This window comes from Paenibacillus sp. FSL K6-1230 (assembly GCF_038002385.1).
Classification (GTDB): Bacteria; Bacillota; Bacilli; order Paenibacillales; family Paenibacillaceae; genus Paenibacillus; species Paenibacillus massiliensis.
This window is the reverse complement of the sequence record NZ_JBBOCK010000001.1, coordinates 5,686,258-5,709,774: the sequence shown is the minus strand read 5'-3', so window position 1 is coordinate 5,709,774 and position 23,517 is coordinate 5,686,258. Positions and strand designations below refer to the sequence as shown.

Annotated in this window: 22 protein-coding genes; 19 read left to right on the top strand and 3 right to left on the bottom strand. The window is 46.6% G+C overall.

Annotated elements, in window-relative coordinates; all coding sequences use genetic code 11:
• The first annotated feature begins 87 nt into the window (after window positions 1–87).
• Together MKX74_RS25330 and metK are read left to right on the top strand one after the other, a co-directional pair.
• Window positions 88–366 carry an alpha/beta-type small acid-soluble spore protein gene (locus MKX74_RS25330; protein WP_025681494.1) on the top strand — a complete coding sequence of 93 codons (279 nt, stop codon included), beginning with the start codon at window positions 88–90 and terminating at the stop codon, window positions 364–366.
• 419 nt (window positions 367–785) lie between these two features.
• The gene (gene metK, locus MKX74_RS25325; RefSeq protein ID WP_341180161.1) at window positions 786–1,988 is read left to right on the top strand and encodes a methionine adenosyltransferase; all 1,203 of its coding nucleotides are present in this window, start codon (window positions 786–788) and stop codon (window positions 1,986–1,988) included.
• 199 nt (window positions 1,989–2,187) lie between these two features.
• Here the strand turns inward: metK and MKX74_RS25320 are convergent, their stop codons facing one another.
• The 3 genes from MKX74_RS25320 to MKX74_RS25310 form a co-directional block, all read right to left on the bottom strand.
• A complete protein-coding gene (locus MKX74_RS25320; RefSeq protein ID WP_028589716.1) occupies window positions 2,188–3,078 on the bottom strand; it encodes a TetR/AcrR family transcriptional regulator in 891 nt (296 codons plus the stop codon).
• Between the two features lie 110 nt (window positions 3,079–3,188).
• Window positions 3,189–6,290 carry an efflux RND transporter permease subunit gene (locus MKX74_RS25315; protein ID WP_341180160.1) on the bottom strand — a complete coding sequence of 1,034 codons (3,102 nt, stop codon included), beginning with the start codon at window positions 6,288–6,290 and terminating at the stop codon, window positions 3,189–3,191.
• The gene (locus MKX74_RS25310) at window positions 6,287–7,696 is read right to left on the bottom strand and encodes an efflux RND transporter periplasmic adaptor subunit (protein ID WP_341180159.1); all 1,410 of its coding nucleotides are present in this window, start codon (window positions 7,694–7,696) and stop codon (window positions 6,287–6,289) included. The genes MKX74_RS25315 and MKX74_RS25310 overlap by 4 nt, the downstream gene beginning before the upstream one ends.
• 330 nt (window positions 7,697–8,026) lie before the next feature.
• Here MKX74_RS25310 and MKX74_RS25305 point away from each other — a divergent pair, with 330 nt between their 5' ends.
• The 17 genes from MKX74_RS25305 to MKX74_RS25225 all read left to right on the top strand — a co-directional run bounded on the left by MKX74_RS25305 (window position 8,027) and on the right by MKX74_RS25225 (window position 23,504).
• Window positions 8,027–10,723, top strand: a complete 2,697-nt coding sequence (locus MKX74_RS25305) for a stalk domain-containing protein (RefSeq protein WP_341180158.1) — start codon at window positions 8,027–8,029, stop codon at window positions 10,721–10,723.
• A gap of 46 nt (window positions 10,724–10,769) precedes the next feature.
• Window positions 10,770–11,930 carry a sensor histidine kinase gene (locus tag MKX74_RS25300; RefSeq protein WP_018884183.1) on the top strand — a complete coding sequence of 387 codons (1,161 nt, stop codon included), beginning with the start codon at window positions 10,770–10,772 and terminating at the stop codon, window positions 11,928–11,930.
• 3 nt (window positions 11,931–11,933) lie between these two features.
• Complete coding sequence (locus MKX74_RS25295; RefSeq protein ID WP_018884184.1) at window positions 11,934–12,656, top strand: response regulator transcription factor; 723 nt, start codon at window positions 11,934–11,936, stop codon at window positions 12,654–12,656.
• 79 nt (window positions 12,657–12,735) lie between these two features.
• On the top strand, window positions 12,736–13,158 hold the full coding sequence (locus tag MKX74_RS25290) for a hypothetical protein (protein ID WP_341180157.1): 423 nt from the start codon (window positions 12,736–12,738) through the stop codon (window positions 13,156–13,158).
• A gap of 305 nt (window positions 13,159–13,463) precedes the next feature.
• Window positions 13,464–15,617 (top strand): DEAD/DEAH box helicase, encoded by a 2,154-nt coding sequence (locus MKX74_RS25285; protein WP_341180156.1) that lies wholly within the window; start codon window positions 13,464–13,466, stop codon window positions 15,615–15,617.
• A gap of 70 nt (window positions 15,618–15,687) precedes the next feature.
• Complete coding sequence (locus MKX74_RS25280; RefSeq protein WP_341180155.1) at window positions 15,688–15,828, top strand: hypothetical protein; 141 nt, start codon at window positions 15,688–15,690, stop codon at window positions 15,826–15,828.
• 47 nt (window positions 15,829–15,875) lie between these two features.
• Window positions 15,876–16,577, top strand: coding sequence for a ComF family protein (locus tag MKX74_RS25275; RefSeq protein WP_341180154.1), 702 nt, complete (start codon window positions 15,876–15,878; stop codon window positions 16,575–16,577).
• Window positions 16,578–16,774: 197 nt separating this feature from the next.
• Window positions 16,775–17,182: a TIGR03826 family flagellar region protein gene (locus tag MKX74_RS25270; protein ID WP_341180153.1), complete on the top strand. Its 408-nt coding sequence runs from the start codon at window positions 16,775–16,777 to the stop codon at window positions 17,180–17,182.
• Window positions 17,183–17,460: 278 nt separating this feature from the next.
• Window positions 17,461–17,733, top strand: coding sequence for a flagellar biosynthesis anti-sigma factor FlgM (gene flgM, locus MKX74_RS25265; protein WP_341180152.1), 273 nt, complete (start codon window positions 17,461–17,463; stop codon window positions 17,731–17,733).
• Window positions 17,734–17,748: 15 nt separating this feature from the next.
• Window positions 17,749–18,249, top strand: a complete 501-nt coding sequence (locus MKX74_RS25260; RefSeq protein WP_341180151.1) for a flagellar protein FlgN — start codon at window positions 17,749–17,751, stop codon at window positions 18,247–18,249.
• 16 nt (window positions 18,250–18,265) lie between these two features.
• Window positions 18,266–19,840, top strand: a complete 1,575-nt coding sequence (gene flgK, locus MKX74_RS25255) for a flagellar hook-associated protein FlgK (RefSeq protein ID WP_341180150.1) — start codon at window positions 18,266–18,268, stop codon at window positions 19,838–19,840.
• A 12-nt stretch (window positions 19,841–19,852) separates the two neighbouring features.
• Window positions 19,853–20,746: a flagellar hook-associated protein FlgL gene (gene flgL, locus MKX74_RS25250; RefSeq protein ID WP_341180149.1), complete on the top strand. Its 894-nt coding sequence runs from the start codon at window positions 19,853–19,855 to the stop codon at window positions 20,744–20,746.
• Between the two features lie 12 nt (window positions 20,747–20,758).
• Window positions 20,759–21,331, top strand: a complete 573-nt coding sequence (locus tag MKX74_RS25245) for a DUF6470 family protein (RefSeq protein ID WP_341180148.1) — start codon at window positions 20,759–20,761, stop codon at window positions 21,329–21,331.
• Window positions 21,332–21,402: 71 nt separating this feature from the next.
• On the top strand, window positions 21,403–21,846 hold the full coding sequence (gene fliW, locus MKX74_RS25240) for a flagellar assembly protein FliW (RefSeq protein ID WP_341180147.1): 444 nt from the start codon (window positions 21,403–21,405) through the stop codon (window positions 21,844–21,846).
• Window position 21,847: 1 nt separating this feature from the next.
• A complete protein-coding gene (csrA, locus tag MKX74_RS25235; protein WP_341180146.1) occupies window positions 21,848–22,084 on the top strand; it encodes a carbon storage regulator CsrA in 237 nt (78 codons plus the stop codon).
• A 165-nt stretch (window positions 22,085–22,249) separates the two neighbouring features.
• Complete coding sequence (locus MKX74_RS25230; protein ID WP_341180145.1) at window positions 22,250–23,083, top strand: flagellin N-terminal helical domain-containing protein; 834 nt, start codon at window positions 22,250–22,252, stop codon at window positions 23,081–23,083.
• 76 nt (window positions 23,084–23,159) lie between these two features.
• Window positions 23,160–23,504 (top strand): flagellar protein FlaG, encoded by a 345-nt coding sequence (locus MKX74_RS25225; protein ID WP_341180144.1) that lies wholly within the window; start codon window positions 23,160–23,162, stop codon window positions 23,502–23,504.
• The last annotated feature ends 13 nt before the right edge of the window (window positions 23,505–23,517 follow it).

The following is a 23,517-nucleotide window of genomic DNA, read 5'->3' as shown; positions in this document are numbered from 1 at the left end:
TAGCCATCTTAACCAATAAGTTCTTTGTCTGAATCCTGTTTGTTATCGGCACAATAACTTCATCAACTACATGATGGAGGTGAGTGTATGGCAGCGGGACGCAGAAGACAAGTAGTACCTGCAAGTCGGCAAATGCTTAATGAACTCAAATATGAAATTGCCGCCGAATTCGGATATCCAGTAGTAGGAGCAAATGTTGGTGGGATGGATACTGAATTCGCATCGGAGCTCGGATCTGAACAAGGAAGCCAAGGTGGATATATCCCATGGGGACAATTAACCTCTCGTGAGAATGGCTCCATTGGTGGCGAGATCACCAAGCGTCTGGTTAGCAATGCTGAGAAGGAGCTTTACAAGCTTAATTGAAAATACATTATCTATAATTAAAAGTACATGAATGGTCCAAATCACCCATCTCTTCTTAAGAATATCCAGATATTCATTAAAGGATTCATTCACCTCGTATAAATTGACACCTTGTACCAAATAAGCTAATATGAAATTTGAGGCTTGTACGCAACCTTTTCCGACAGGAAAAGGTTCATTTTTTGTAGGCGTGTATAAGTTGTAAATTTTGCTCATTATGTTACGATAGGCAAGAACCATGACATGCTTAGGAGCATTGTATAAGAAGACCATTGCCTTATGCATTTTATTACCAAGCTTGAGCATATACACATACGCATTGTGATAACGATTATATTTTGTATCTGAAAATAAGCGTTATCGAACATATGAAGCTGTGTGATGTTGATATCCATTATTTCTTGTAGGAGGTTGACTTAATGTCTGTAAAAGGCCGTCATTTGTTTACGTCCGAGTCCGTAACAGAAGGACATCCGGACAAAATCTGTGATCAGATCTCAGACGCTGTACTTGATGCATTTTTGACCAATGACCCGAATGCTCGTGTGGCCTGTGAAGTATCCGTAGCAACTGGACTTGTATTGGTTATTGGTGAGATCAGTACCAAATCTGAATATGTGGACATTCCGTCCATTGTACGTAATACTATCAAGGATATTGGATATACTCGAGCCAAATACGGCTTCGATTACAATACATGTGCCGTGTTAACGTCTTTGAATGAACAATCCCCTGACATCGCTCAGGGAGTTAACGCTGCTCTGGAACACCGCGATCCTGCAGAAGTGGCTCAAGAAACAGCAAACATCGGTGCCGGAGACCAAGGGCTCATGTTTGGCTTTGCGACGAATGAGACTCCAGAACTTATGCCATTGCCTATTGCTATGTCCCACCGGATTGCCCGTCGTTTGTCCGAAGTTCGTAAGGATGGTACGCTTAATTATCTCCGTCCTGATGGCAAGACACAAGTGACAGTGGAATATGTAGATGGCAAGCCAGTGCGTATTGATACGATTGTAGTATCTACCCAACATGCTGAGGAAATTACGCTGGAGCAAATTCAACAGGATATCAAAGAAAAGGTCATTCTGCCTGTAGTGCCTGCTGAACTGCTAGATGGAGAGACAAAATACTACATTAACCCAACTGGACGCTTCGTGATCGGCGGACCACAAGGCGATGCTGGCTTGACTGGGCGCAAAATTATCGTGGATACTTATGGTGGTTATGCACGTCATGGCGGCGGTGCTTTCTCAGGTAAAGACCCAACGAAGGTAGACCGCTCTGCAGCTTATGCAGCGCGATATGTTGCCAAGAACCTGGTTGCTGCTGGATTGGCCGACAAGGTCGAAATTCAATTGGCTTATGCCATTGGAGTGGCCACACCGGTCTCCATTAACGTGGATACTTACGGAACAGGTAAAATTAGTGAGGAAAAGCTCGTTGAGCTTGTTCGCAATAACTTTGACCTTCGCCCAGCTGGCATCATTCGCATGCTGGATCTGAGACGTCCAATCTATAGACAAACAGCTGCATATGGTCACTTTGGCCGGACAGATCTGGATGTTCCATGGGAGCGCGTAGATAAAGCGGATCTCCTGAAGTCGCAAGCTGGTCTGTAAACACCATATCTCTAAGTAGCATAGAGCTATATTATATGAAATGAAAAAGGGACACCCTTTCGTCAAATCAATTGATGAAGAGGGTGTCCCTTATTCTATTGAAATGGGTACAAGCTGATAGGGTCGAGTGTTACCTTGATCTGACCTTTTAAACATCTCTAGTTCAAGCTATATTGAATAGAAATTGCTAATGGATCTGTTAAGGCTGCACTGGTAACAAGAGATCGCGCAGCCGGGAACAGTATTTCACCAGCTTTTCATAGTTCTCCAGATATGCAATTAAGGCCTTTAGCAAGGGTGAAGAAGGTGATTCAGCACGGGTTTCCTTTTTAATCTGCTCCAAAATCTCTGCATAATCATCCTTTTCGGCTGGTGACAATCGACTCTGGCGAATCTCGTCAGCAAGCTGATCGAAGATCGCGGCGATTTCACGACCATCATGCAGGGGATTGTCCGCTCCAGGGGTTTCGTACCAGCCCTTGTTTCCCCATAGTGTGTAGGGCTCAATATGACCTGTTTTCATGCCTTCTATTAAGATCTCCAGCACATAAAATGCAAACAAGGCCAATCGTTCACTTGTCTGATCATCCATCAGATCGCCAAAAAATCGAATAGATTCAAACACGAGACTCATCAGAATGAAACTGATGTCCCACACATTATCTTTAAGTTCAGAGCCGAATACTTCTAACAAATTAATATGCAGCCACTCCAGCAGATTCTTATGCAATCTCTGGGTTGCCTCGTCCATAGCGCATCCGTCAGCCATGGAGAATGGATCAATGTGAACCATTAAATGAACTTTGTTGGCTATGATTTGATCGAGGTACAGCTTCACTATCCGAAACAACTTCTCTCGTGCATCTAAGTTATTTTGACTATGAATAGCTCTGATACCATGTTTAACTTCTGTGGCGAATTGGTCCAGAATAACGAGCGGTAACTCATGCTTTCCTTGGAAATATTTATAGAAGGAGGCTTTGGCCATCCCGCTCTCTCTGGCGATCTCCTCCACTGACGCGGCTGCAAATCCCTTTTTGGAAAATAAAGAAATCGCTGCTTGGATGATATCTTCTCTTTTACTATCCAATGCGGTACCTCCTGTAGATTAGTGATCTGACATATAGACCTGACCCAGGCTCCCGTTCTTGTGGTCTATTGCACTGATCCTACCGCATTAGTTCTGCTGCACCAACCTTACTACACTTGGTCAGATGCCTTGAGCTTGCGTGAGACCTTCCATCGTTGCTTCAGACGGGCTACAATCAGGTACAGGGAAGGAACTACGAATAGGGTCAGCACTGTTGAGAATAACAGGCCGAACATGACTGTATAGGCCAATGGGCGGAAGAGCAAGCTTCCCAGCCAGGCAATAGGCATCATTCCGACAATAGCCGTCAATGACGTTAGCAGAATAGGACGGAAGCGAGCTGCTGCCGAGGCGATGACGGCCTGCTCCAGTGGAGTGCCTCGATGAAGCTCCTCCTGGGTAAACTCAATCATAACAATACCGTTACGAACGACCATTCCAGCCAGTGTAATTACGCCCATAATGCTCATGAAGCCGATTGGCATGCCAGTAATGGCCAAGCCAATAATTCCTCCAGCTGCTGCCAGATATACAGTCGTCATAATGATGAGTGGCACGGACAATGAATTGAACTGCATCGTAATCAGAATGATGATTAAGAATAGGACGATAATAGACAGCGTTCCCAGATCGGCAAATATTTCATTTTGCGTCGAGGTCTCTCCACCGAGCTGCCACTTATAGCCGTCAGGGAAGGAGATAGCTGCCAACTTCTGGTTCACATCGTTGGAAACCTCCGTGGCTGTACGCCCCGTTAAGTCTGCTTCAACCGTAATCGTTCTTTCCATATTATAGTGTTTGATCTGCTGGGTAGCAAACGCTGGCTTGGCTTCGGCAAGCTGAGCTAATGGAATAGGGGTGCCTGCCGTGTTGTGAACAGTCAATTGCTGAAATAGTACGTTCGGGTCAGCTTGGGGCTGTGTCAAATACAGCTTGATGTCAATCAGCTCGCTGCCCTTATCCAATTTGCTGACAGGTAGCCCTTCATTTAATAGCATCATGGTGCTGGTGAGGTCCTTGTAGCTTACCATATACTTATCCATGGCTTGCTCATTCACTTCGAATTCCAGCGCATGGCGGTCCTCCCCGGTATCATCTACGATATTTATCGTTCCGGGTATGGTAGCTATTGCTTCCTTGACCTGTTGAGCCAACTGCTGCAACTGCTGCATATCACTTCCGGATACTCTCACAGCGATCGGCTTGCCGACAGGCAGACCCAGTCGAGGCACGTAGGTGCTGACTCGAATGTCTGGATATTTGTCTTGAAGCTGATCCCGCCAGGCTTGAGGAGTTGTCTTCAGGTCAAACGAATCCTCATTTCCCAAAACGGCTATCTGAGCATATACATCACCATCGTTAATATTGCCGCCTCCTGTAAGGTCACTGTAGGCAATGGGCGCATTTCCGCCAGCGGTAAAGGTTACCCTGCTCGCCTCTGGCTGCTCCTGCACCCACTCAGCCGCTTCCTTCACAATACGATGCGTCTCCGATAATGAGGTACCGACTGGCATGGTCAGATTAATCGCCATATGTGGGTCCTCTGACTCCGGGAACAGCTCTATTGGCGTGAATAGAACCAATCCATAGGCAGCTGTACCAACTAATAAGCCGGCTAGGCCAGTCAACAAGGGACGCTTGACAACCTTAGGCATCAATTTCCCAGAGTACAGTTGATTCAGCGCTTGAATTTGTCTGCCAAGCAGACCTGCCGGCTTAGGCTTTCCATTCAGTTCAACACGCTTCCGGCGCTTCTCATACCATTCCCGGAAGATCGGGATAATGGTAAAGGACATGAGCATGGATGCCAGCATTGCGAGTGAAATGACGATAGGAATGGGCTTAATGAAAGCACCGACGTCTCCCTTCAGGAAGAGTAATGGGGCAAAGGCAGATATGGTTGCCAGTGTAGCAGTCAGAATGGATATAGATACTTCCTTGGTACCATTAAGCGCAGCCTCCTTGGGGCTTTCCCCAAGCTCCGTCAACCGTCGCTCGATATTGTCATTCACAACAACCGCATCGTCTACCAGAATGCCCAGAACAATAATCAGTCCTACGACCGAAATTTGATTCAAGGTGACACCGAGCATCGGAACAAAAATCATGGCAATCGCAATCGAGATCGGAATCGCCATGGCGACGAAGGAGGAGGTCAGCAGATGAAGCCCCATTGTACAAATGAGGACGACTGCCGCAATGGCAATGATAGTCTCCTTGGTGAGACCGGCAAAAATGTCCGCTACCTTATCTCGCTGCGCGAATACGGTCTCAAAGGTTATATTTTCAGGCAGAGAGGAGGTCAGTTCATTAAGCTTGTGCTCTACTCGCTCATTCATGGATGGAATGTCTGTGCCGTTCTTGGCATGAATCTGTACCGTAATGGCAGGCTTACCATCCACGTAGGATAATTGCTCATCTTTATCAAAGGACAGAGTAGAGTTCCCTATATCCCGCAAATATACAGGTGACCCACTCTCGGAGCGAGCAATCTGAACAGCATTTAGTCTTTCCGGGTCTGTTGTGTCGCGGATTACTACCTGATAGTTGCGCTGATCATAGTCAAGATTGCCTGTGGGCACTCGGTCCATATGGCCCTGGATGGCCTGCATTACCTGCGCCCAAGAGAGCTGGTACTGAGCCAGCTTCTGGGTGTCTATCTCAATACGTACTTCCTGGTCGGGAATGCCAGAGATCGTCACCTTGGATACTCCTTCTACAGTACGAAGCTGGTCCTCCCAAATCAGCATGGTATCCTTCATGGTCAACAGTGCTTCTCTGGAATCGCTAGTCAGGGCGTAGGACCCGATGAAGGCCTGAGTTAATTGATCATCAATTTCGGGTACCTCTGCATCTGATGGTAGGTCAGCGCGGGCATCCTGTACCTTTTTGCGCATCTCATCCCAGACCGCTGCAGGAACGGCATCCTTTTGTGATTCGACAATAATACTGGAGTATCCATTCCCGGAGGTAGAGCGGATTGTCTTGACATCCGCGACCTCCTTGATCTTCTTCTCAAGTACCTTGGTTACGCTCTGCTCCACCTTCTGCGGAGATGCCCCCGGATAAATGGTAGTAACGAGGGCCTGTTGGACGGTAACATCCGGCATTTCCTGCTTGGGTAGACTTGCAAAGCTGATAAAACCAACAAGGGTAGCTATGGCGAAGAATAGCAGGGTGATTTTTCGTTTCTTTACAAAGTATTCAATCATGGGGTTGCTCCTTCCGCCTCATTCAGGCTGTCCCCCTCGAACACCTTGGTCGCTCCTTTGGTGACGATTAGATCTCCATCCTGCAGTCCAGAGACAATCGACAGCTGGTTGTTGATCATTTGGCTACCTAGCGTAACTGGTATCTTGACGGCAGTTCCATTCTCGCTCTTGAATGCATAAGGCTGGTCGCCTGTGCTGATGACAGCTTCGGCAGGGAGGAGAATTCCCTTCTGTCCTGATGTCTGGGAGGCAGCCTTCACCACCTGACCCGGGAGCCAATCATGCTCGGGATTGGAAATAAGCAATTCAACATTAATCGTTCCGGTTCCGTTATTGGTGGCGGCTGAGATCTGGGATACCTTGGCTGTTCTAGTGCTGCCGTACAGACTGACCTCTACGGACTGACCTTTACTCCACTGCTGGATCTCCGAATCTGGCACAGGCAGGAGCAGCTTGAGCTGATCAATATTGCCTACACGGTACACGGGTTGACCAGCCTGCATCAACTCACCTGGCTGAATCAGCTTTTCCAGCACTACGCCATGGAAGGGGGCCTTTAAGGCTGTGCGGGAGAGGGCCAGCTCTGCTTGCTTCCTCGCAGTTATAGCCTTCTCATAGGCTGCGGACGCCTGAGTCTTGGCGGCCAGTGCCTGCTGGTAGGAAGCATCCGCTACACCTAGTCCTGCCTTTGCCTCCTGTAGCAAGGCATTAGCAGCATCGATATCCTCGCTGGTCGCACCCTCCAAAATAAGTGACAGTGAGCTTTGCGCTCTCTCCCAATCTTTTTGGGCGTTAATCTCACCCAGCTCAGCCGCCTCAAAGTCAGCTGTTGAAGCTGCACCTGCCTGCAGAAGCTGGCGGATTCGCTCCTTTTGTAGTTTGGCCTGCTCATAGGCACGTTTGGCCTGCTCAGCTACCGCCTCGGCTTGGGCTTTTTCCTGTGTACGTGCACCATTCTTGACCTTGCGTACACTGGCTGTAGCATTGGCTACACGTGCCTCCGCAGAGGATCTCGAAGCTGCAGCAGTCTGAATGCCGGCTTCTGCGCTGGATAATGCTCCCTTGGCCTCCATAATGGCTGCGTCAGCCTGCTCTAGCTGTAGTCGGTAATCGGCCTCTGCGATGGATGCTAGTACAGCGCCTTGCTGGATGGGACTACCTGCTTCAAATGAAGCATCAGCTACTCTGCCTCCGTACTCGAAGGATAGTGCACGCTCCTCAAAAGCTTGCAGCGTCCCGGAGAGATCATATGCAGTATTCAGTGGCTCCTCTGTTACCTGTTGAAGTCCCACTATCGTTGTTCGCACATTGCTGCTCTCTACTACATCAGAGGTTGTACTGGAGCAGCCTGCAGCCATCAGGCTGATGGCGGCAACACCAAGCCAGGCCATGCGATGTTTTTTCATGATTGTTGTCCCCCTAGTCTTCTTTATTCCTAAGTGAATCGAATGCAGGAGCTATTCGTTGTTCACGCTTGAACTAATCAGTATGTATTGAACTCATTGGTTCAATGTGATTATAGAAGGAGGATTGGGCGTTTGTCAATTGTCTTGCTTTTGAAGTTTCAGAAACCTGCAAGAAAATAAAGAAAGAACTAGCAATGACTAATCAAAAAATAGAAGTTTTCCGTAACTTTTCTAATAATCAACAGTCTATAATTAAGAGAGCGAAATCTAGTATGATAGAGATGAATGAAAGGGCTAAAATCAGGATAAGATGGGAGCGTTTATATCTATATGGCTTTACAACGAGGTAACACGAGATGGTCAGGAAAGAGAACGATCAAGAACATAGCGATCGTATCCATAGCAGGCATATTGTGGGTTAGTCCCGTTGCGGGAATGATTGGGGTCAACCCTCTGATTGAGCTTAGCGGCTCTACTGTCAGTGCGGCTTCAGCGGTGAAGACTGGCGAAGAGATCATTACCTCTGGGGCTATTTTGATGAAATACAAATACAAGACTTCCTCCGGCACGGCTCTAGCTGATGTCGTCCGGGTGGATATGAATAATCCATACGTTAAGCTTGACGTGATGACAGGTAAGAACGGTCAATTCACAACCAGACAAAGTACAGAGGGCATGGCCAAGGAGACAGGGGCTGTAGCAGGAATTAACGGGGATTATTTTAATACCTCACGTGAAGGTGCGCCGATTGGTGGTCAGGTATCTGATGGTGAGCTGATGTCCACTCCGTCGGATATTTCGGGCATGTATGCGTTTGCTGCTGGCAAAGACAATAAGCTAATGATTGAGCAGTTTACCTTTGAAGGCACCTTGACTGCACAGGATGGGTCATCCTTCCCGCTTAGCGGTATTAATAAGGTGGCCTACACACCAGAGACCTCTGGCAGTAGCTACAGCCATTCGAACACCATGTTTATTTATACATCCGCATGGAAAGCGCTGGAGCGGCCTACCAACAGCTCCACGACGCCAACAGAGGTGCTGGTCGAGAACGGAGTCATCACGCAGATTTCCGAGAATTCGGCTTTGCCTGTGACAGTACCTGAAGGTGGATATATTCTACGGACCCATGGTAAGGCTGCTGAGTATGTGCGTCAGCACTTGGCTGTCGGACAGAGTGTTAGCACCAACTATCAACTCAAGATCAAATCATCAGGCAAACTGGTAGATCCCTCTACGCTACAGACGATGATTGGTGGACACACCATCCTTGTGAATGAAGGCAAGAAGTCCTCGTTTTCCCGCAGTGTATCAAGTATTGGTGGTACCCGCGCGCGCACAGCACTAGGATACTCCAAGGATCAGCGCTATGTGTACCTGATTGCCGTAGAGAAAAATAATAGCAGCACAGGCATGTCCCTGAGTGAGCTGCAATCCTTTATGGTGGATATTGGTGTATGGAAAGGGCTCAACCTTGATGGTGGGGGCTCTACAACTATGGTCACTCGTCCGCTTGGTGACACCTCGGCAGCGCTGACCTTTGATACCGAATACGGGAAGCAGCAGCGAAGCATCGTGAATGGACTCGGTGTATACACCGAGGCACCAAAGGGCACTCTCAAGGGCTTCACGGTGGGAGGAACCAAGACACTGCTGATTGGTCAGACCGGCAGTTATAGTCTCAAAGGCTATGACACGTACTACAACCCTTACGATGTAGCTGCTACCAATGTGAGCTGGAAGTCTAGCAACTCTGATATATTGGCTACAGGCGGAGGCGTGATCAAAGGCGTGAAGCCTGGCACCGCAACGCTCACGGCAACAAGCGGCTCAGCAAGTGCCGCCATGAAGGTAACGGTAATGGGAGCTGAAGAAATCTCCTCGCTGACAGCAGGCAGCGGTACAGGAGAGCTTAAGGCTGGTGCTGCCATTGCAGTTCCTGTCACAGCGAAGACGACAAGCGGCCAAAGTGTCCAGATTGCTGCTGATGCGCTGAAATGGGAATTCGTCGGCTTCAAAGGCAGTGTGAAGGGTGATCAGCTTACGGTATCTTCTGTAGATGCTGGGACTCAGACAGGCTATGCCATTGGACGTTATGACGGCTTCAGTGCAGTAGTTGTCCTGACATCAGGTGGCAGTAGTGGAACTTGGGAGAATTTCGAGAATGTAAATTATCCAATTGACTTTACCACCAATGCAGCAGGCGTGACAGGAAGTGTATCCATCGTTCCGGGAAGTGGTGAGAAGTCGAGCTCCAAGGTACTTGAGCTACAATACGATATGACTGCTGGCAGCGGTAAAATGTATGCCTACGCACAGTTGAATGGTACCTCTGGCAAAACGATTCCATCAGGCGCCACAGGGATGACGCTGGATGTCATGGGAGATATGAGCCTGAACTGGCTCCGCGCAGAAGTACAGGATGCCAACGGGCAGACTGTATATCTGGATCTTGCCAAGGTCATTGATTGGGAAGGCTGGAAGACGATAAGTGTGGATCTGAGTGGTTCAGGAATTGCTTATCCTGCCAAGCTGAAGCGTCTGTATGTTGTAAATGTGGAAGAAGGCCAAGATGAGCGCGCCAAGACGGGCACGGTGGCCTTTGACAATATTACTTTGAATGCACCTGGAGCGGTGGGAACTGCAGGACTCAAGACAGGTACGGCTCAAATGTTCATTGGGCAGAGATCCATGACCGTGAATGGGCAACAGGTATCCATCGATTCGGCTCCAATCCAGCGGGGGGGCTCCACTTATGTGCCAATCAAGTATGTGCTTGATGCCTTCGGTGGGCAGGCACAGTGGAATTCGTCCGCACAACGTATCACAGTCATCCGTGGTGGAGTACTGATCGATCTGACTGTAGGACAGAAGAAATATGTAGTTAATGGAAAAAGCAAAACTACCGATGTAGTTCCAATTGTGCTAGATGGTAGGACTTTAGTCCCTCTTCGTTTAGTTTCTGAGCAGCTTGGACTGACTGTAAAATGGGAACAAAACACTAAGACCGTCACCATCCAATCATGATATGGTATGATATATACCTGATAAGCTAGGATTGGAGATTAAATTCGTGGATTTTCAAGCCGATGTCATAGACCGCGTAATTAAAAACGCCCTCCAGGTTATGGAGAACAGCAAGTATCAAATGTTCGAAATTATGGACGCGGCTCGCGGAGAGCTGGTCTCGTTAAATCAAGAGCTTAAGGCTGTTCTGAAGGAAACGGCAGAGACACTTGAAAAAGTGGATCAGCTGGAAATGAATTACCGACGCTCGCGAATCCGGCTGACGGAGGTCAGCCGGGACTTTGTTCGGTATTCAGAAGAAGACATCAAGACGGCCTATGAGAAGGCCACTCAGCTGCAGCTGGATGTGATGATCTACCGTGAGAAGGAGATGTATCTCAAGGCCCGACGAGATGATCTCCAAAAACGGGTGAAGAACGTCGAAGCTTCTGTAGAGCGTGCCGAGACGATTGGTTCCCAAATGGGCGTCGTACTGGAATACCTGTCTGGGGAATTAGGGCAGGTTACCAGGATTATTGAGTCTGCCAAGAATCGGCAACTCATTGGTTTGAAAATTATTCTGGCCCAGGAAGAAGAACGCAAACGGATCTCACGTGAAATTCATGATGGACCCGCACAGTTGCTCGCTCATCTAGTTCTTAGGACGGAAATTGTAGAAAGAATGCTTGCCAAGCAGGAATTTAAGATGGTCCAGGACGAAATAGTAGATCTAAAGAGGCAGGTTCGTTCCAGCTTGGAAGAGATGCGTAAGGTCATATTCAATTTACGTCCTATGGCACTGGATGATCTGGGCTTGATCCCTACTCTCCGGAAATATGTTCAGGATTTTGAGGACAAGACCAAGATCAGAGCCATCTTTGAGACAAGGGGCAAGGAACACCGTCTTTCTTCTGCGATGGAAGCGGCCATTTACCGTTTGGTCCAAGAAGGCCTCACCAATGCTGCCAAACACGCATATCCAACCCACGTACTAGTCGAAATTACATATCAGGCACAATTGGTCAAAATTGTTGTGCAGGACAACGGACTAGGGTTCAAGCCAGAGCTATTTGAACAAAAAGGCAAAGATCATAACCACTTTGGGTTGATTGGCATGCGTGAAAGGGTTGAATTGCTAGAAGGGAGAATGGAGATCGAATCTGCTGAGAATCAGGGGACCAAGATCGTCATTCATATCCCTACCAACGTAGAGAAGGGAAAGGAGTAACACATGGAAAATCAGAACATCCAGACTACAGCAATCAAGGTGCTACTAGCTGATGATCATCAGCTATTTCGCGAAGGCTTAAAACGTATCCTGAATATGGAGGAGGACATTGAGGTCATCGGCGAGTGCGGCGACGGTATTCAGGTGCTGGAATTCTGCAATGAGGAGAAGCCAGATATCGTGCTCATGGATATTAACATGCCGCTTGAGAACGGTGTTGAGGCGACCGAGAAGCTTCGGGAGCTATTCCCGGATATCAAAGTTATCATTCTGTCCATTCATGATGATGAGAGCTATGTATTTGAGACGCTTCGCAAAGGAGCTAATGGCTATCTCCTGAAGGATATGGAGGCAGAGTCCCTAATTAACGCTATTCGTTCGGTGCATGAAGGCTACGCCTTTATCCACCCTAAGGTAACCGGTAAGCTGATCATGCAGCTGCGGCGCATGACCTACCTGAACGAGACTGGCGCAATGGCGGAAGGGAACACCAAGGAAGCTGGTGTGAAATTCGTCGCTGGCGACAACAACCCGCTTACACGTCGCGAGGCAGAAGTGCTACGGCTCATGGCAGAAGGCAAGAGCAACAAGATGATCGGCGAATTCCTCTTCATCAGTGAGAAGACGGTGAAGAACCATGTCAGCAGTATTCTGCAAAAGATGGAGGTCGATGATCGCACGCAAGCGGTTATTAACTCTATCAAATATGGTTGGGTTACCCTGTAATTAGGGTACTACGCGGAGCCGAATTGTAACACCTCCTTACCTCAGAGCATATATTGTCGCATAGGAGGAGGTGGCTTCCATGACACTGCAGCTGTTATGGATTGTGCTCGCGTACGGTATGGCTGCTGCCGCGGTCCGACTGCTTTATATATGGCATTCGACCTTCCTGAAGGCTTCTGATGAAGATCAGAAAGCCGGCAGCCAGCGTGAACATTATATTATCATGACTTCTAACCACGAGCATCAGGTAGAATGGCTTATCCGAATGTTCAAAATTCGTTCATGGATTGTAAGCTCTCCAGTAAAGGTAACTGTGATTGATCATGTCTCCCAGGATCTCACTGTGCCTATCGTGGAGCGACTTCAGCCCTGTGGAGGAATTGAACTGGCGGTAATGAGCGCAGCCTCGGGCAGTGGGCAGGAAGTTCAGCTTCCCGATCTTGAACGTTGCACCGTAGTCGATTTGCGACAGCACGAAACAGAGTCGGGTTATGTAGGGTAATAGCGCTTTGCTGAGTAAACGCGTCAGGACAGTACAGTGAAGTGTAGCTCATGGTGCAGTGCTGGTGCAGTCAGCAATTTGTTAATTATTCTACAAGCAAGGCATTGTCCTGAACTCGGATGTATGCTTTAATCAGAAGTAGTAGCATGTAGGCTGTTACAAGAGCTGATAGCGTTACAATTTCATAGATTGACTGTATACATCTGTAATAGATGGGTGAAGCACACTCCGTAGCGTAAAGCGCGGTGTGTGCTTTTTTTGTTGCCCTAGTGTAGCCAGAGAAAATAAGAGAAAGGATGATTGGAATGAAGGTCGCTGTATACGTGCATCGCGAGGAGACAAGCTGGAGACTCTGCATTTCACTAGCGATGAGCATGGATGTGTGGTGGTGGCTGGATGGAGGGTTTCAACGAGCAGGGTATCTCATCATGCTAGGTGATCGTATCCCATTGCCTTGGGCTATACAGTTGCGTGAGAGCTTTCGCAGCTTGGCTGTCATGGATAATTGGAAGGAGCGGGAATGGAATGGTTGGATGGTGCGAGAGCTAAAAAGGGAGCTGGAGAGCCTGTCAGAGAGCGGCGAAGATCATCACCTGGGGGAGAAATACATACTATATCCAGCAGGGAGAGAGGTTTCTCGGTACAGTCAGAGCTATCAGGATGGTGATGGGTTCCCACGTATGGGGACCAATCTCCTTCGTGATGCTCAGTACTTTAGCCAGATTATGGAGGGTCGCCAGCTATTTGCGGACGAGGTGAAAACCCTATGGGAGCAGAATGGAATCCATAATGAGGATGAGAACAAGAGAATATTTCCGAACTCTATACAATCAAGCTCTCAAATGGGTCTGTCTTGGCAGGAAGCCGCTCAATTGGCTTATCTACAAGGGACCATTCATTATGACACCGGAATCGCCTCACAAATCACAGGAGTTCGACGTGCGAGTAGGATGAACCGAAGCTCTGGACGTCCGCATTGCAGACGCTGCGGTACAGCTACAGTAGAGAGCACACCTTGCGCTTCTTGCGGTCTGTCGGCATGTGCCTACTGTGCGGCTTGTCGCACCATGGGTAGAAGCCGTGCTTGTTCCCTGCTGCTATACCATGAAGAGCACAAGCAAACCGCATTCCTCGGTGGGAACTTGGGGATGCCAGGCAGTATGAAGCTGGACAAGTGGGGCCTTAGTCCGGCACAACGTGCGGCAACGACCAGAGCGCTTCAATTCCTCGCAAGTCCTAAAGATACAAACCCAGTAGGCATTAGCGTGGAGAGGACGGGCAGCAAGGATAAGAATGATGAAGTTCCCTATTTTGTAGATTGGCGTATGGGCTGGCGCCGCTTTTGGCCGAGAGCGAGTTCACATACCAGCGAAGAAGGATTACGCCTTGAGCGTCCTCGACCGCTAATCACAGGCAGGAGAGATCCAGATCAGCATAGGAGGGGGAACAGTCAACTTCAAGATCAAGGACGTTTTTTGCTATGGGCCGTAACCGGAGCTGGCAAGACCGAAATGATATTTCCCTTACTGGATTACGTTGTATCCAGAGGGGGGCGTGCGCTCGTCGCAACGCCGAGAAGGGATGTAGTGCTGGAGCTGGCACCGCGGCTTGAAAAGGCTTTTCCCCATATAAGGATAACGGTGCTATATGGCGGAAGCACGGATCGCTGGGGCTCGGGGCAGATTACACTGGCGACGACCCATCAGCTCATGCATTTTCGGAGCGCCTTTGATCTGGTCATTATTGATGAACTGGATGCCTTTCCATATCACAACGACCCAATGCTTGCTCATGCGGCTGCCACCTGTTGTAAGCAGAAGGGGAAATTTGTTTATTTATCTGCCACACCGCCGCTCAAGCTGCAGCAAGAAGTTCAGCGGGGGCTTCTGCCCTATGCAAAGGTGCCTGCCCGGTTCCATGGCCATCCTTTGCCAGTACCTGTTCGCATCTCGGGGAGTTCGGTTGTCAAGTGCCTGCAACAACGCAGACTGCCTAAGGAGCTTCTCTCTTCCTTGCAAATTTCGCTGAAGCGGGGGGGACAAATTTTTGTGTTCGTGACAAGAATTGCACAGATTCCTTCCCTGGTTCATTTGTTATCGACCTACTTCGCTGGAATTTCAATAGCAGGAACCTCCTCCGAGGACGAGCATCGAGCTGATAAAGTGAAGGCTTTTCGCGCGGCAACGATTCGAATGCTGGTCACCACGACGATATTGGAGCGAGGAGTCACGATTCCACGCAGTGATGTCTACATTCTCGATGCCGATAACAGCTTGTTCGATGAAGCTTCACTGGTACAAATGGCTGGGCGAGCTGGCAGATCCAAAGAGGACCCGGCAGGCAAGGTGGTTTTTGTATCTCCAGAATGGACACGAGCCCAGCGCCAAGCGATCAGACAAATACAGAGTATGAATGAGCTTGCCCATCGAGGTGGGTATTTGAAGAAGATGGGAGGCTGAACCCGATTGAATATCGTAGATCGATGCCTGCAGAGATGGTTAGCTCCTCCCGCACATAGTTGCCTGGTCTGTGGTAGTCGAGTCTTCACCAGCGGCCAGCTCGGAATCTGTAGCAAGTGTGAGCGGCGTATTCCGTGGATTGAGCATATTCGCTGTACCTGCTGTGGCCGGCAAGTCGGGTGTCCTGATTGCCTCCGACCTGACAGAGTGAGCCGTTCGTTCGAATGCAATCGCAGTTCTGTTCAGTATACTAGTGATATGAAGGAGTGGATCAGCGACTTTAAGTATAGAGGTAATGAGAAGCTGTCGCCTTTATTCGGCAAGATGCTACAGCTGGCCTATCAGGCACTACAGGAAGAGAGGACAACCATGGAACACTTCAGCCTCGATTCACTTATCCTTGCTAATGGCCATGAACAAGGGAAGTCTGCTATGAGCAGTCGTAGTCATTCGAAGACTCATCCTGATTGCCGTCCTGTACGAAGGAGCCACATTCGGGAGTCCAAGCGATGGCCATGGAAATGCTGGAGAGCTAGCCCAGTCTGGGAGGCAGAGCTGGTGACATATGTGCCTGTTAGCGCGTCCAGACTGATGGAGCGAGGATTTAATCAGGCGGAGTGTATGGCCCGTGAATTATGCAAGCGGCAGAAGCTTCACATCTGTGAACTGCTGATTAGGTCCAGAGACACCGGGAAGCAAAGCTTCAAAGGCCGCAAAGAGCGTGGACATTCCATTGCTCATGCCTTTGCACCAGCCAGGGGAGCCAGAGATTGGTTATTTCAGGCGTATGAAGGCAGACGACATGGACGCTCTGAGCGAACACCGCTCCGTATACTGCTTGTGGATGATATCTATACAACAGGTAGTACTCTTGAGCAATGCAGCAGTGTGTTAAGAGCCTTGGGGCAAGAGCTGAACATTCCCCTAACCATATACGGCCTTACTTGGGCACGTTCTTGAATGAACTACAAGGATAGAAATGCTCTATTACATGAAGTGAAATCTCTATCAACCCTTTTATAGAAGGAATTGCTGCTAATTTCCTACTACAATAAATTTTACAAGAAAGCCTTTTCCATCTGGACGAGCTTTGTGTAAATAAGGTAAATTAGTACTACAGATGTTGACTACCAGATTATTGAAGGGGGCGTGTACTCATGAATCTTGCCAATTGTCCTCGCTGCGGGCGTTTGTACTCCATTAACATTAGAGAGCTGTGTCCTAATTGCATTAAAGATATAGAACGTGAATATGAAGTGTGCGTTGCTTATTTGCGCGAAAATAAAGGTGCGAATATTCAAGAGCTGTCTGATGCGACCGAGGTACCGATCAAGCAGATCACTCGCTTTATTCGGGAGGGAAGAATCTCCATCGCCAATGCACCGAATATGATGTATCCTTGTGAGGTGTGCGGGACACTCATCCGTGAGAATAATATGTGTGATTCCTGCAGGTCACGACTTACGAAGGAATTAACACGGGCTTCCGTAGAGAAGAAACAGGACGAAGGTAACAATGTGGGTTCAGCTACCTACAATGCTATTGACAAAAAGCGGGATTACTAGTTCAGTGGAATTAAAAACGATTACAGCTATTCAAAAAGTTTTAAAGCACGCCGATAATCTTAGTAAAGCTTATCGGTGTTTTTTTTATTTGAGCGAATAATCCAAACACTTTTATGAAGAGTACAGCGCCCGTATGTTGCATCGCAGCGGAGCTTAACTATTCTGCAAGCGCAGGAATTGCCCGCCCAATACGGCCTGTTCATCTGTGCAAGTACGCCGATTAACGTTTTTCTAATACCACGTATTTTATAAATAATGAGGAAGGTGGAAGTTAAGTTATGAAAATTAACGAGACCAACCGCATCAATGCGATTAATCCATACCAACGTAACCAGGAGACTGGACGCCAGGAAGAACAGAAGAAGAGCCGGCGCAAGGATGAGGTGTCCTTTTCTCCTGAAGCTATGGAGATGCTGCAACGCAGTAATGACACCGATCGTGCTGAGCGGATTAAGGAATTGAAAGCACAAGTATCCTCGGGTACATACCATGTGGATGCATCCAAAATTGCCGACAAGCTGTTGCCTTATTTCAAGTCATCTCAGGAATAACAGGAGGGGAAAGATTTGACTTTACAGCAGGTGACAGGGACCTTGCAACAATTAATTCATTTTCATACCGAGTTGATTGATGTTGCCAAAGAAAAGCAAGCGGGGATTCTTGCGAATGATATCAGCATTGTATCTCGTTGTGTTTTAAAAGAAACAAAGTTAATCAAAAAAATCAACGAGGTGGAAGAGGAACGAACAAGCGCTTTGTACTCTTTTCTTAGAGAGAAAGGCATTCAGTCACAACTGAACCTGAACATTACAGAGATGGCTCGTTTAGTGTTTGACCCAGATGATCGACAACATCTAATGGATCTGAAAGATGAATTGTATGATCTACTCACTTCCCTAAAAGCTGTAAATGCTGTGAATAAGGAAATGGTAGAACAGTCGTTAACCTTTATAGATTATTCAATGAATTTATTTACTAATCACCCGGAAGATCACATGCTGTATCATGATCCTTCCAAGCAAAAAGTAGAACCTGTCAATAGAAGTTATTTTGACACAAGGGCATAGAAAGTGAGGGAGTATAGTGAGATCAACGTTCCATAACCTTGAGATTGGTAAACGTGGGGTAATTGCGCAGCAGACTGCATTAAGTACAACCGGTCACAATATTACCAATACGAACACAGAGGGCTATTCAAGACAAGTAGCGAGGCTTACTGCTTCGATCCCTATTGAATTTCCAAGTATGACCAAATCAACAAACCCTAACCAACTTGGGATGGGTGTTGAAGTGGATAGTATACGCCGAGTGCGCAATTACTTGATGGATATTGAGTTTCGCAATCAAAACTCTACACTTTCTACTTGGAAAACAAAACAAGAGGCACTAGGCAAGATTGAAGGGATCATTAATGAACCGTCAGAGGATAGTATTGCTACTGTAATCTCCGACTTTTGGAATTCGTGGCAGGATTTAAGTAAAAATCCTAGTAGCTCTGACTTATCAGCTAGAACAATTGTTCAGCAGAAGGCTGTAGCACTAACAGAAACATTCAATCATGTGGCTTCACAGTTGAATGTATTAAGCAATAATTTAACGGATCAACTCAATTCTCAAGTTAACGATGTGAATGCATACGCTGATCAGATTGCTGCTATTAACTATTCTATCAAACGAATTGAAGCCATGGGGGATAATGCCAATGACTTGCGGGATAAACGTGATTTGTTGGTAGATAAATTGTCTGAACTAGGAAATATCCAAGTGATTGAAACTGATGATGCCTATACGGTTAACTTCGGTGGGATGCAGCTCATTAATGATGATGTAGTTACACCTTTCAATGTTGCTAATGTAGGCGCAATAACTCAGGGTGCTATCGCGGGTACGGTTCAATCCAGGGATGTGCATGTTGCTGAATATACTCGGCAGTTAGATATTATGGCAAATACCTTGGCGAATGGCAAGATTTCCGTTACCTTACCAGCAGGGAGTATTCTTCCAGTAGGTGTAACGATACCCAATGCGGTTATGGATCCGACGAATCCGCGTAAATTAGCCCAAGATACACCATATGAAGTCGATGGCCTCAATGGACTGCATAAATTAGGATACACACTCCAAAGCCCTGCAACTGCGGGTCAGAACTTTTTTGTCACTTCGGATAATAGTGTTACTATCACTGCTGCGAACATTCGCGTTAATTCTAATATTATTAATGATGCGGCCAATATAGCAGCTTCGATGCGGACAGAGATTGTAACTAATGCAAATGGCACCACTACAGAAAAAGTGCTGCAGGGTAATGGTGGATTGGCATTACTGATTGCCGGTCTGTCTGAAGGAAAGTTCAGTTTTGATCCGCTTAGAAACAATGGTGCAATAACGGATGTGTCTACCTTTGGCGGATACCTTCAATCTGTGATTGCTCAGTTAGGTACTGATGCAGATTTGGCCAACAAAATGGTTGAAAACAACACCCTTCTTACGAATCATTCCGATAACCTGCGTGCATCTGTTAGCAGTGTCTCCCTGGATGAGGAAATGGCCGATCTTATCAGATTTCAGCAGGCCTACAGTGCTTCTGCCCGTGTCATTACAACGGTGGATGAAATGTTGGATAAGTTAATTAACGGTACCGGCGTAGTTGGTAGATAGGAGATGATATAAATGCGTATTACTCAATCCATGATGAGCGGTACAATGATGCATAATTTGCAAAATAACTATAACCGCATGAATAAATATCAGGAGCAACTGCTGACGCAAAGACAGTTAAATCGTCCCTCAGATAATCCTGGTGGTGTTGCGAGTGCGTTGAATTATCGTCAAGAGGTCTCTTTCACTACGAAGTTTAGCGAAAATGCGGAAGATGCTGATTCCTGGATGAAATTCACAGATAGTGTCATGCTTGAGACTACAAGTATTGTACAGCGCCTTTCTGAACTTGCGGTGCAAGCCGGAACGGATACAATGCCTGAAGATGCTCGGATCAATATCAAGCAAGAAGTTGATCAACTGTACGAACAATTGGTACTCCTGGGTAATTCTCAATTTAAAGGGAAGTATATTTTTAATGGTGAGCGTGTAGACCAGAAGCCATATCCTGAAGATCCTGCCAACCAAAACTATACTCTGGATACTGGCGTTGTTGAATATCAGATTGGAGCAGGTGTAACGGTACCTGTGAACATGGTAGGTAATTCTGTATTTGGTGAATTCGGCTCTGCTGATGGTCTATTCAAAGTGGTTGATAATATGAAACAGGCCTTAAATAATGACAATACAGCAGGGATTCAAAATGTGATTACTCAACTGCAGACCTCGCTACAGAATATCACCAGTGCTCAAGCAGAGATAGGGGGTAAGCAGAATCGTCTGGAGTTCACTTTAAGTCGCTTGGAAGATCTTAATCTGAATTATTTGGACCTGCAATCCAAGGTAGAGGATACGGATATGGCCAAGGCGATAACAGAGCTGAAGACTGCCGAGAGTATTTATCAGTCTTCGCTCGATACTATTGCTAGGATTATTAGACCAAGCCTACTAGATTTCTTAAGATAAGGGAGGGTACCTATGGACTTTCCTAAAATTCAAATTCAACAGGGATATAGCAAAATAGGATTGGAAACAACCAAGGGCCAATGGAGCATTCAACAGCCTAAGGCGGAGCTTAATATGCATCAAGCATCTGGAGAATTGAACATCGAGTATACTCCAGGTAAGTTGGATGTGGATCAGAGCAAGGCTTGGTCTGCTCTTGGGTTGGCAAGAAGCATTGAGATGTTGGATCGCATTGCACAGAATGCGTGGGATTCTTCCATGCAGAATATCGCGGAGATTGCTCAGGCCGGGGATCAAATGATGGCTATTGAGAATAAGCAGAATGCATTCGCAGCGATTGCCTATCAAAATGCCATGAAAGACAGGCCCATGGAAATTAGAGGTCCTGCCTCCTATGATAACGTCGACATCACCTATACGCCTGGCATAACAGATATTCAGTATACAGCTAATCAGGTGAAATATGATCCAGAGTATAATAAGCCAATTATTGAGTATAGTCCCGGGGGGCTAGAAATTTACCTGACTCAAAAAAATTTCATACATTTTAGTACAATTGGCACTCAGTTGGATGCAGTTGTATGAAATACTGCTTACAATAGCTATAATGGACAAGTTCATATAGCTATTTTTTTATATTCAGAGGAGGTTACTTCATGCTAGTTCAAACGGTTAGATTTGGGGAGCTTGAAATTGATGATACATCTATTATTCACTTTATAAGCCCGATTTTGGGATTTGAGGAAGAACGTAAATTTGTATTTGTACCTTCATCTGATGAAGAAAGTCATTTTGCATACCTTCAATCAATTGAAGATGCTAATTTAGCATTTGTATTAGCTGACCCTTTTCCCTTTTATACAGACTATGAGTTTGATATTGAGGATAAGTGGATACAAAAATTAAAGCTGGATGCTAAAGAAGACGTTGAGATCAGGGTCGTGACTACCGTAAGATCGCCACAGGATATTTCTGTGAATCTAAAGGCTCCTATTATAATCAACCGAAAAAACAATGATGCTGCTCAAATTATATTGGATAGCTCCCAATATACAACTCGTCATTCGTTATTTAGCAATCCCTCACAAGGAGGAGAATGATATGCTAATTTTATCAAGAAATAAGGGCGAGAAAATTATGATTAACGATGATATTGTAATCTCTGTAATCGAAATATCAGGAGATCAAGTCCGACTTGGTATTACCGCTCCCTCCCATGTGAGTATTTACAGAGAAGAGATTTATGCTATCATTCAGAATCAAAATAAAGAAGCAGTTCACTTGAACGATAATATAGAAAATATTCTTTATCAAATTCAAGTACCCAAAAAGAAATGATTTTTTTAAAAAAATTAAGATAATCTATAAACATTGCTATGAACTATCCGATATATATATCATGGACAGCATATCTGGTTTTGACGGCCGCAGATCAGAAATGCACCTAATCATGGGTGAAGCAAGGATGCTAATCACCAACACATTCCAAGGAGGAATTATATCATGCGTATTAACCACAATATCTCTTCTTACAACACACAGCGTCAACTGACAGCTAACAACAATGCACAATCCAAATCCCTCGAGAAATTGTCTTCCGGTTACAGAATCAACCGTGCAGCTGACGATGCAGCTGGTCTGGCAATCTCCGAAAAAATGCGTAACCAAATCCGTGGTCTGGAGCAAGCAAACCGTAACGCTCTTGACGGTATCTCCCTGATCCAAACAGCTGAGGGTGCGTTGAACGAAACTCACTCCATGCTGCAACGTATGGGTGAACTGTACACTCAAGCAGCGAACGAAGTTTTGACAACAGAAGATACTGCAAAAATCGATAAAGAGATTGCACAGCTTTCTTCCCAAATCGATGCGATCTCCAGCCAAACTAAGTTCAACACTAAAGACCTGCTGAGCACAGCTGTTGCTAATACAGCGTTGACTTTCCAAGTAGGTGCTAATGCTGGTGACACTATTTCTCTGTCCCTGGCATCTGCTGATACTCTTACTCTGGGTGTTAATGGTTTGAAATCTTTGAGCACAACTACAGCTCTGAATGCTGATGCTTCAGCTAACTTGACATCTGTACAAGCGGCTATTGACAAAGTATCCGAAATGCGTTCTGACCTGGGTGCTGTACAAAACCGTCTGGAGCACACAATCAACAATCTGGGAACTACTTCAGAGAACCTGCAATCCGCTGAGTCCCGTATCCGTGATGTAGACATGGCGAAAGAAATGTCTGAGTCCACTAAAACTAATATTCTTCAACAAGCTGCTACTGCAATGTTGGCTCAAGCTAACCAACAGCCACAAGGCGTTCTGCAGTTGCTTCGTTAATCTTATCATTAACGCAGGAGCCGGCCGGATTATCCGGTCGGCTCTTTCTTATATTACGTAATGGGGGTTGAGAAGGATGCGTTTGGGATCATTTCCGGATAAGGCCCTCCCATCATATGATTCGAAGACAGTTAGTCATAATGCAGAACTCCAATCGAGTCTGTATGAGGGGGATCAGGATAATAACTCCATCATCAATGAACAACGACTCAGAAATTTAATCGATCATGGTAATAAGGTGCTACAGCGACTGGATACAAAGTTGCAATGGTCGGTTAACGAGAAGAGCAATCAGCTCTTTGTCAAGGTTGTGGACACCCAAACGAATGAAATACTTAGGGAGATCCCTCCGGAAAAGTATCTTGAGCTTGTCCAAAATCTTTGTGAGCAGGTTGGTTTGTTCCTGGATGAGAGAAAATAAAAAACTGGGGAGG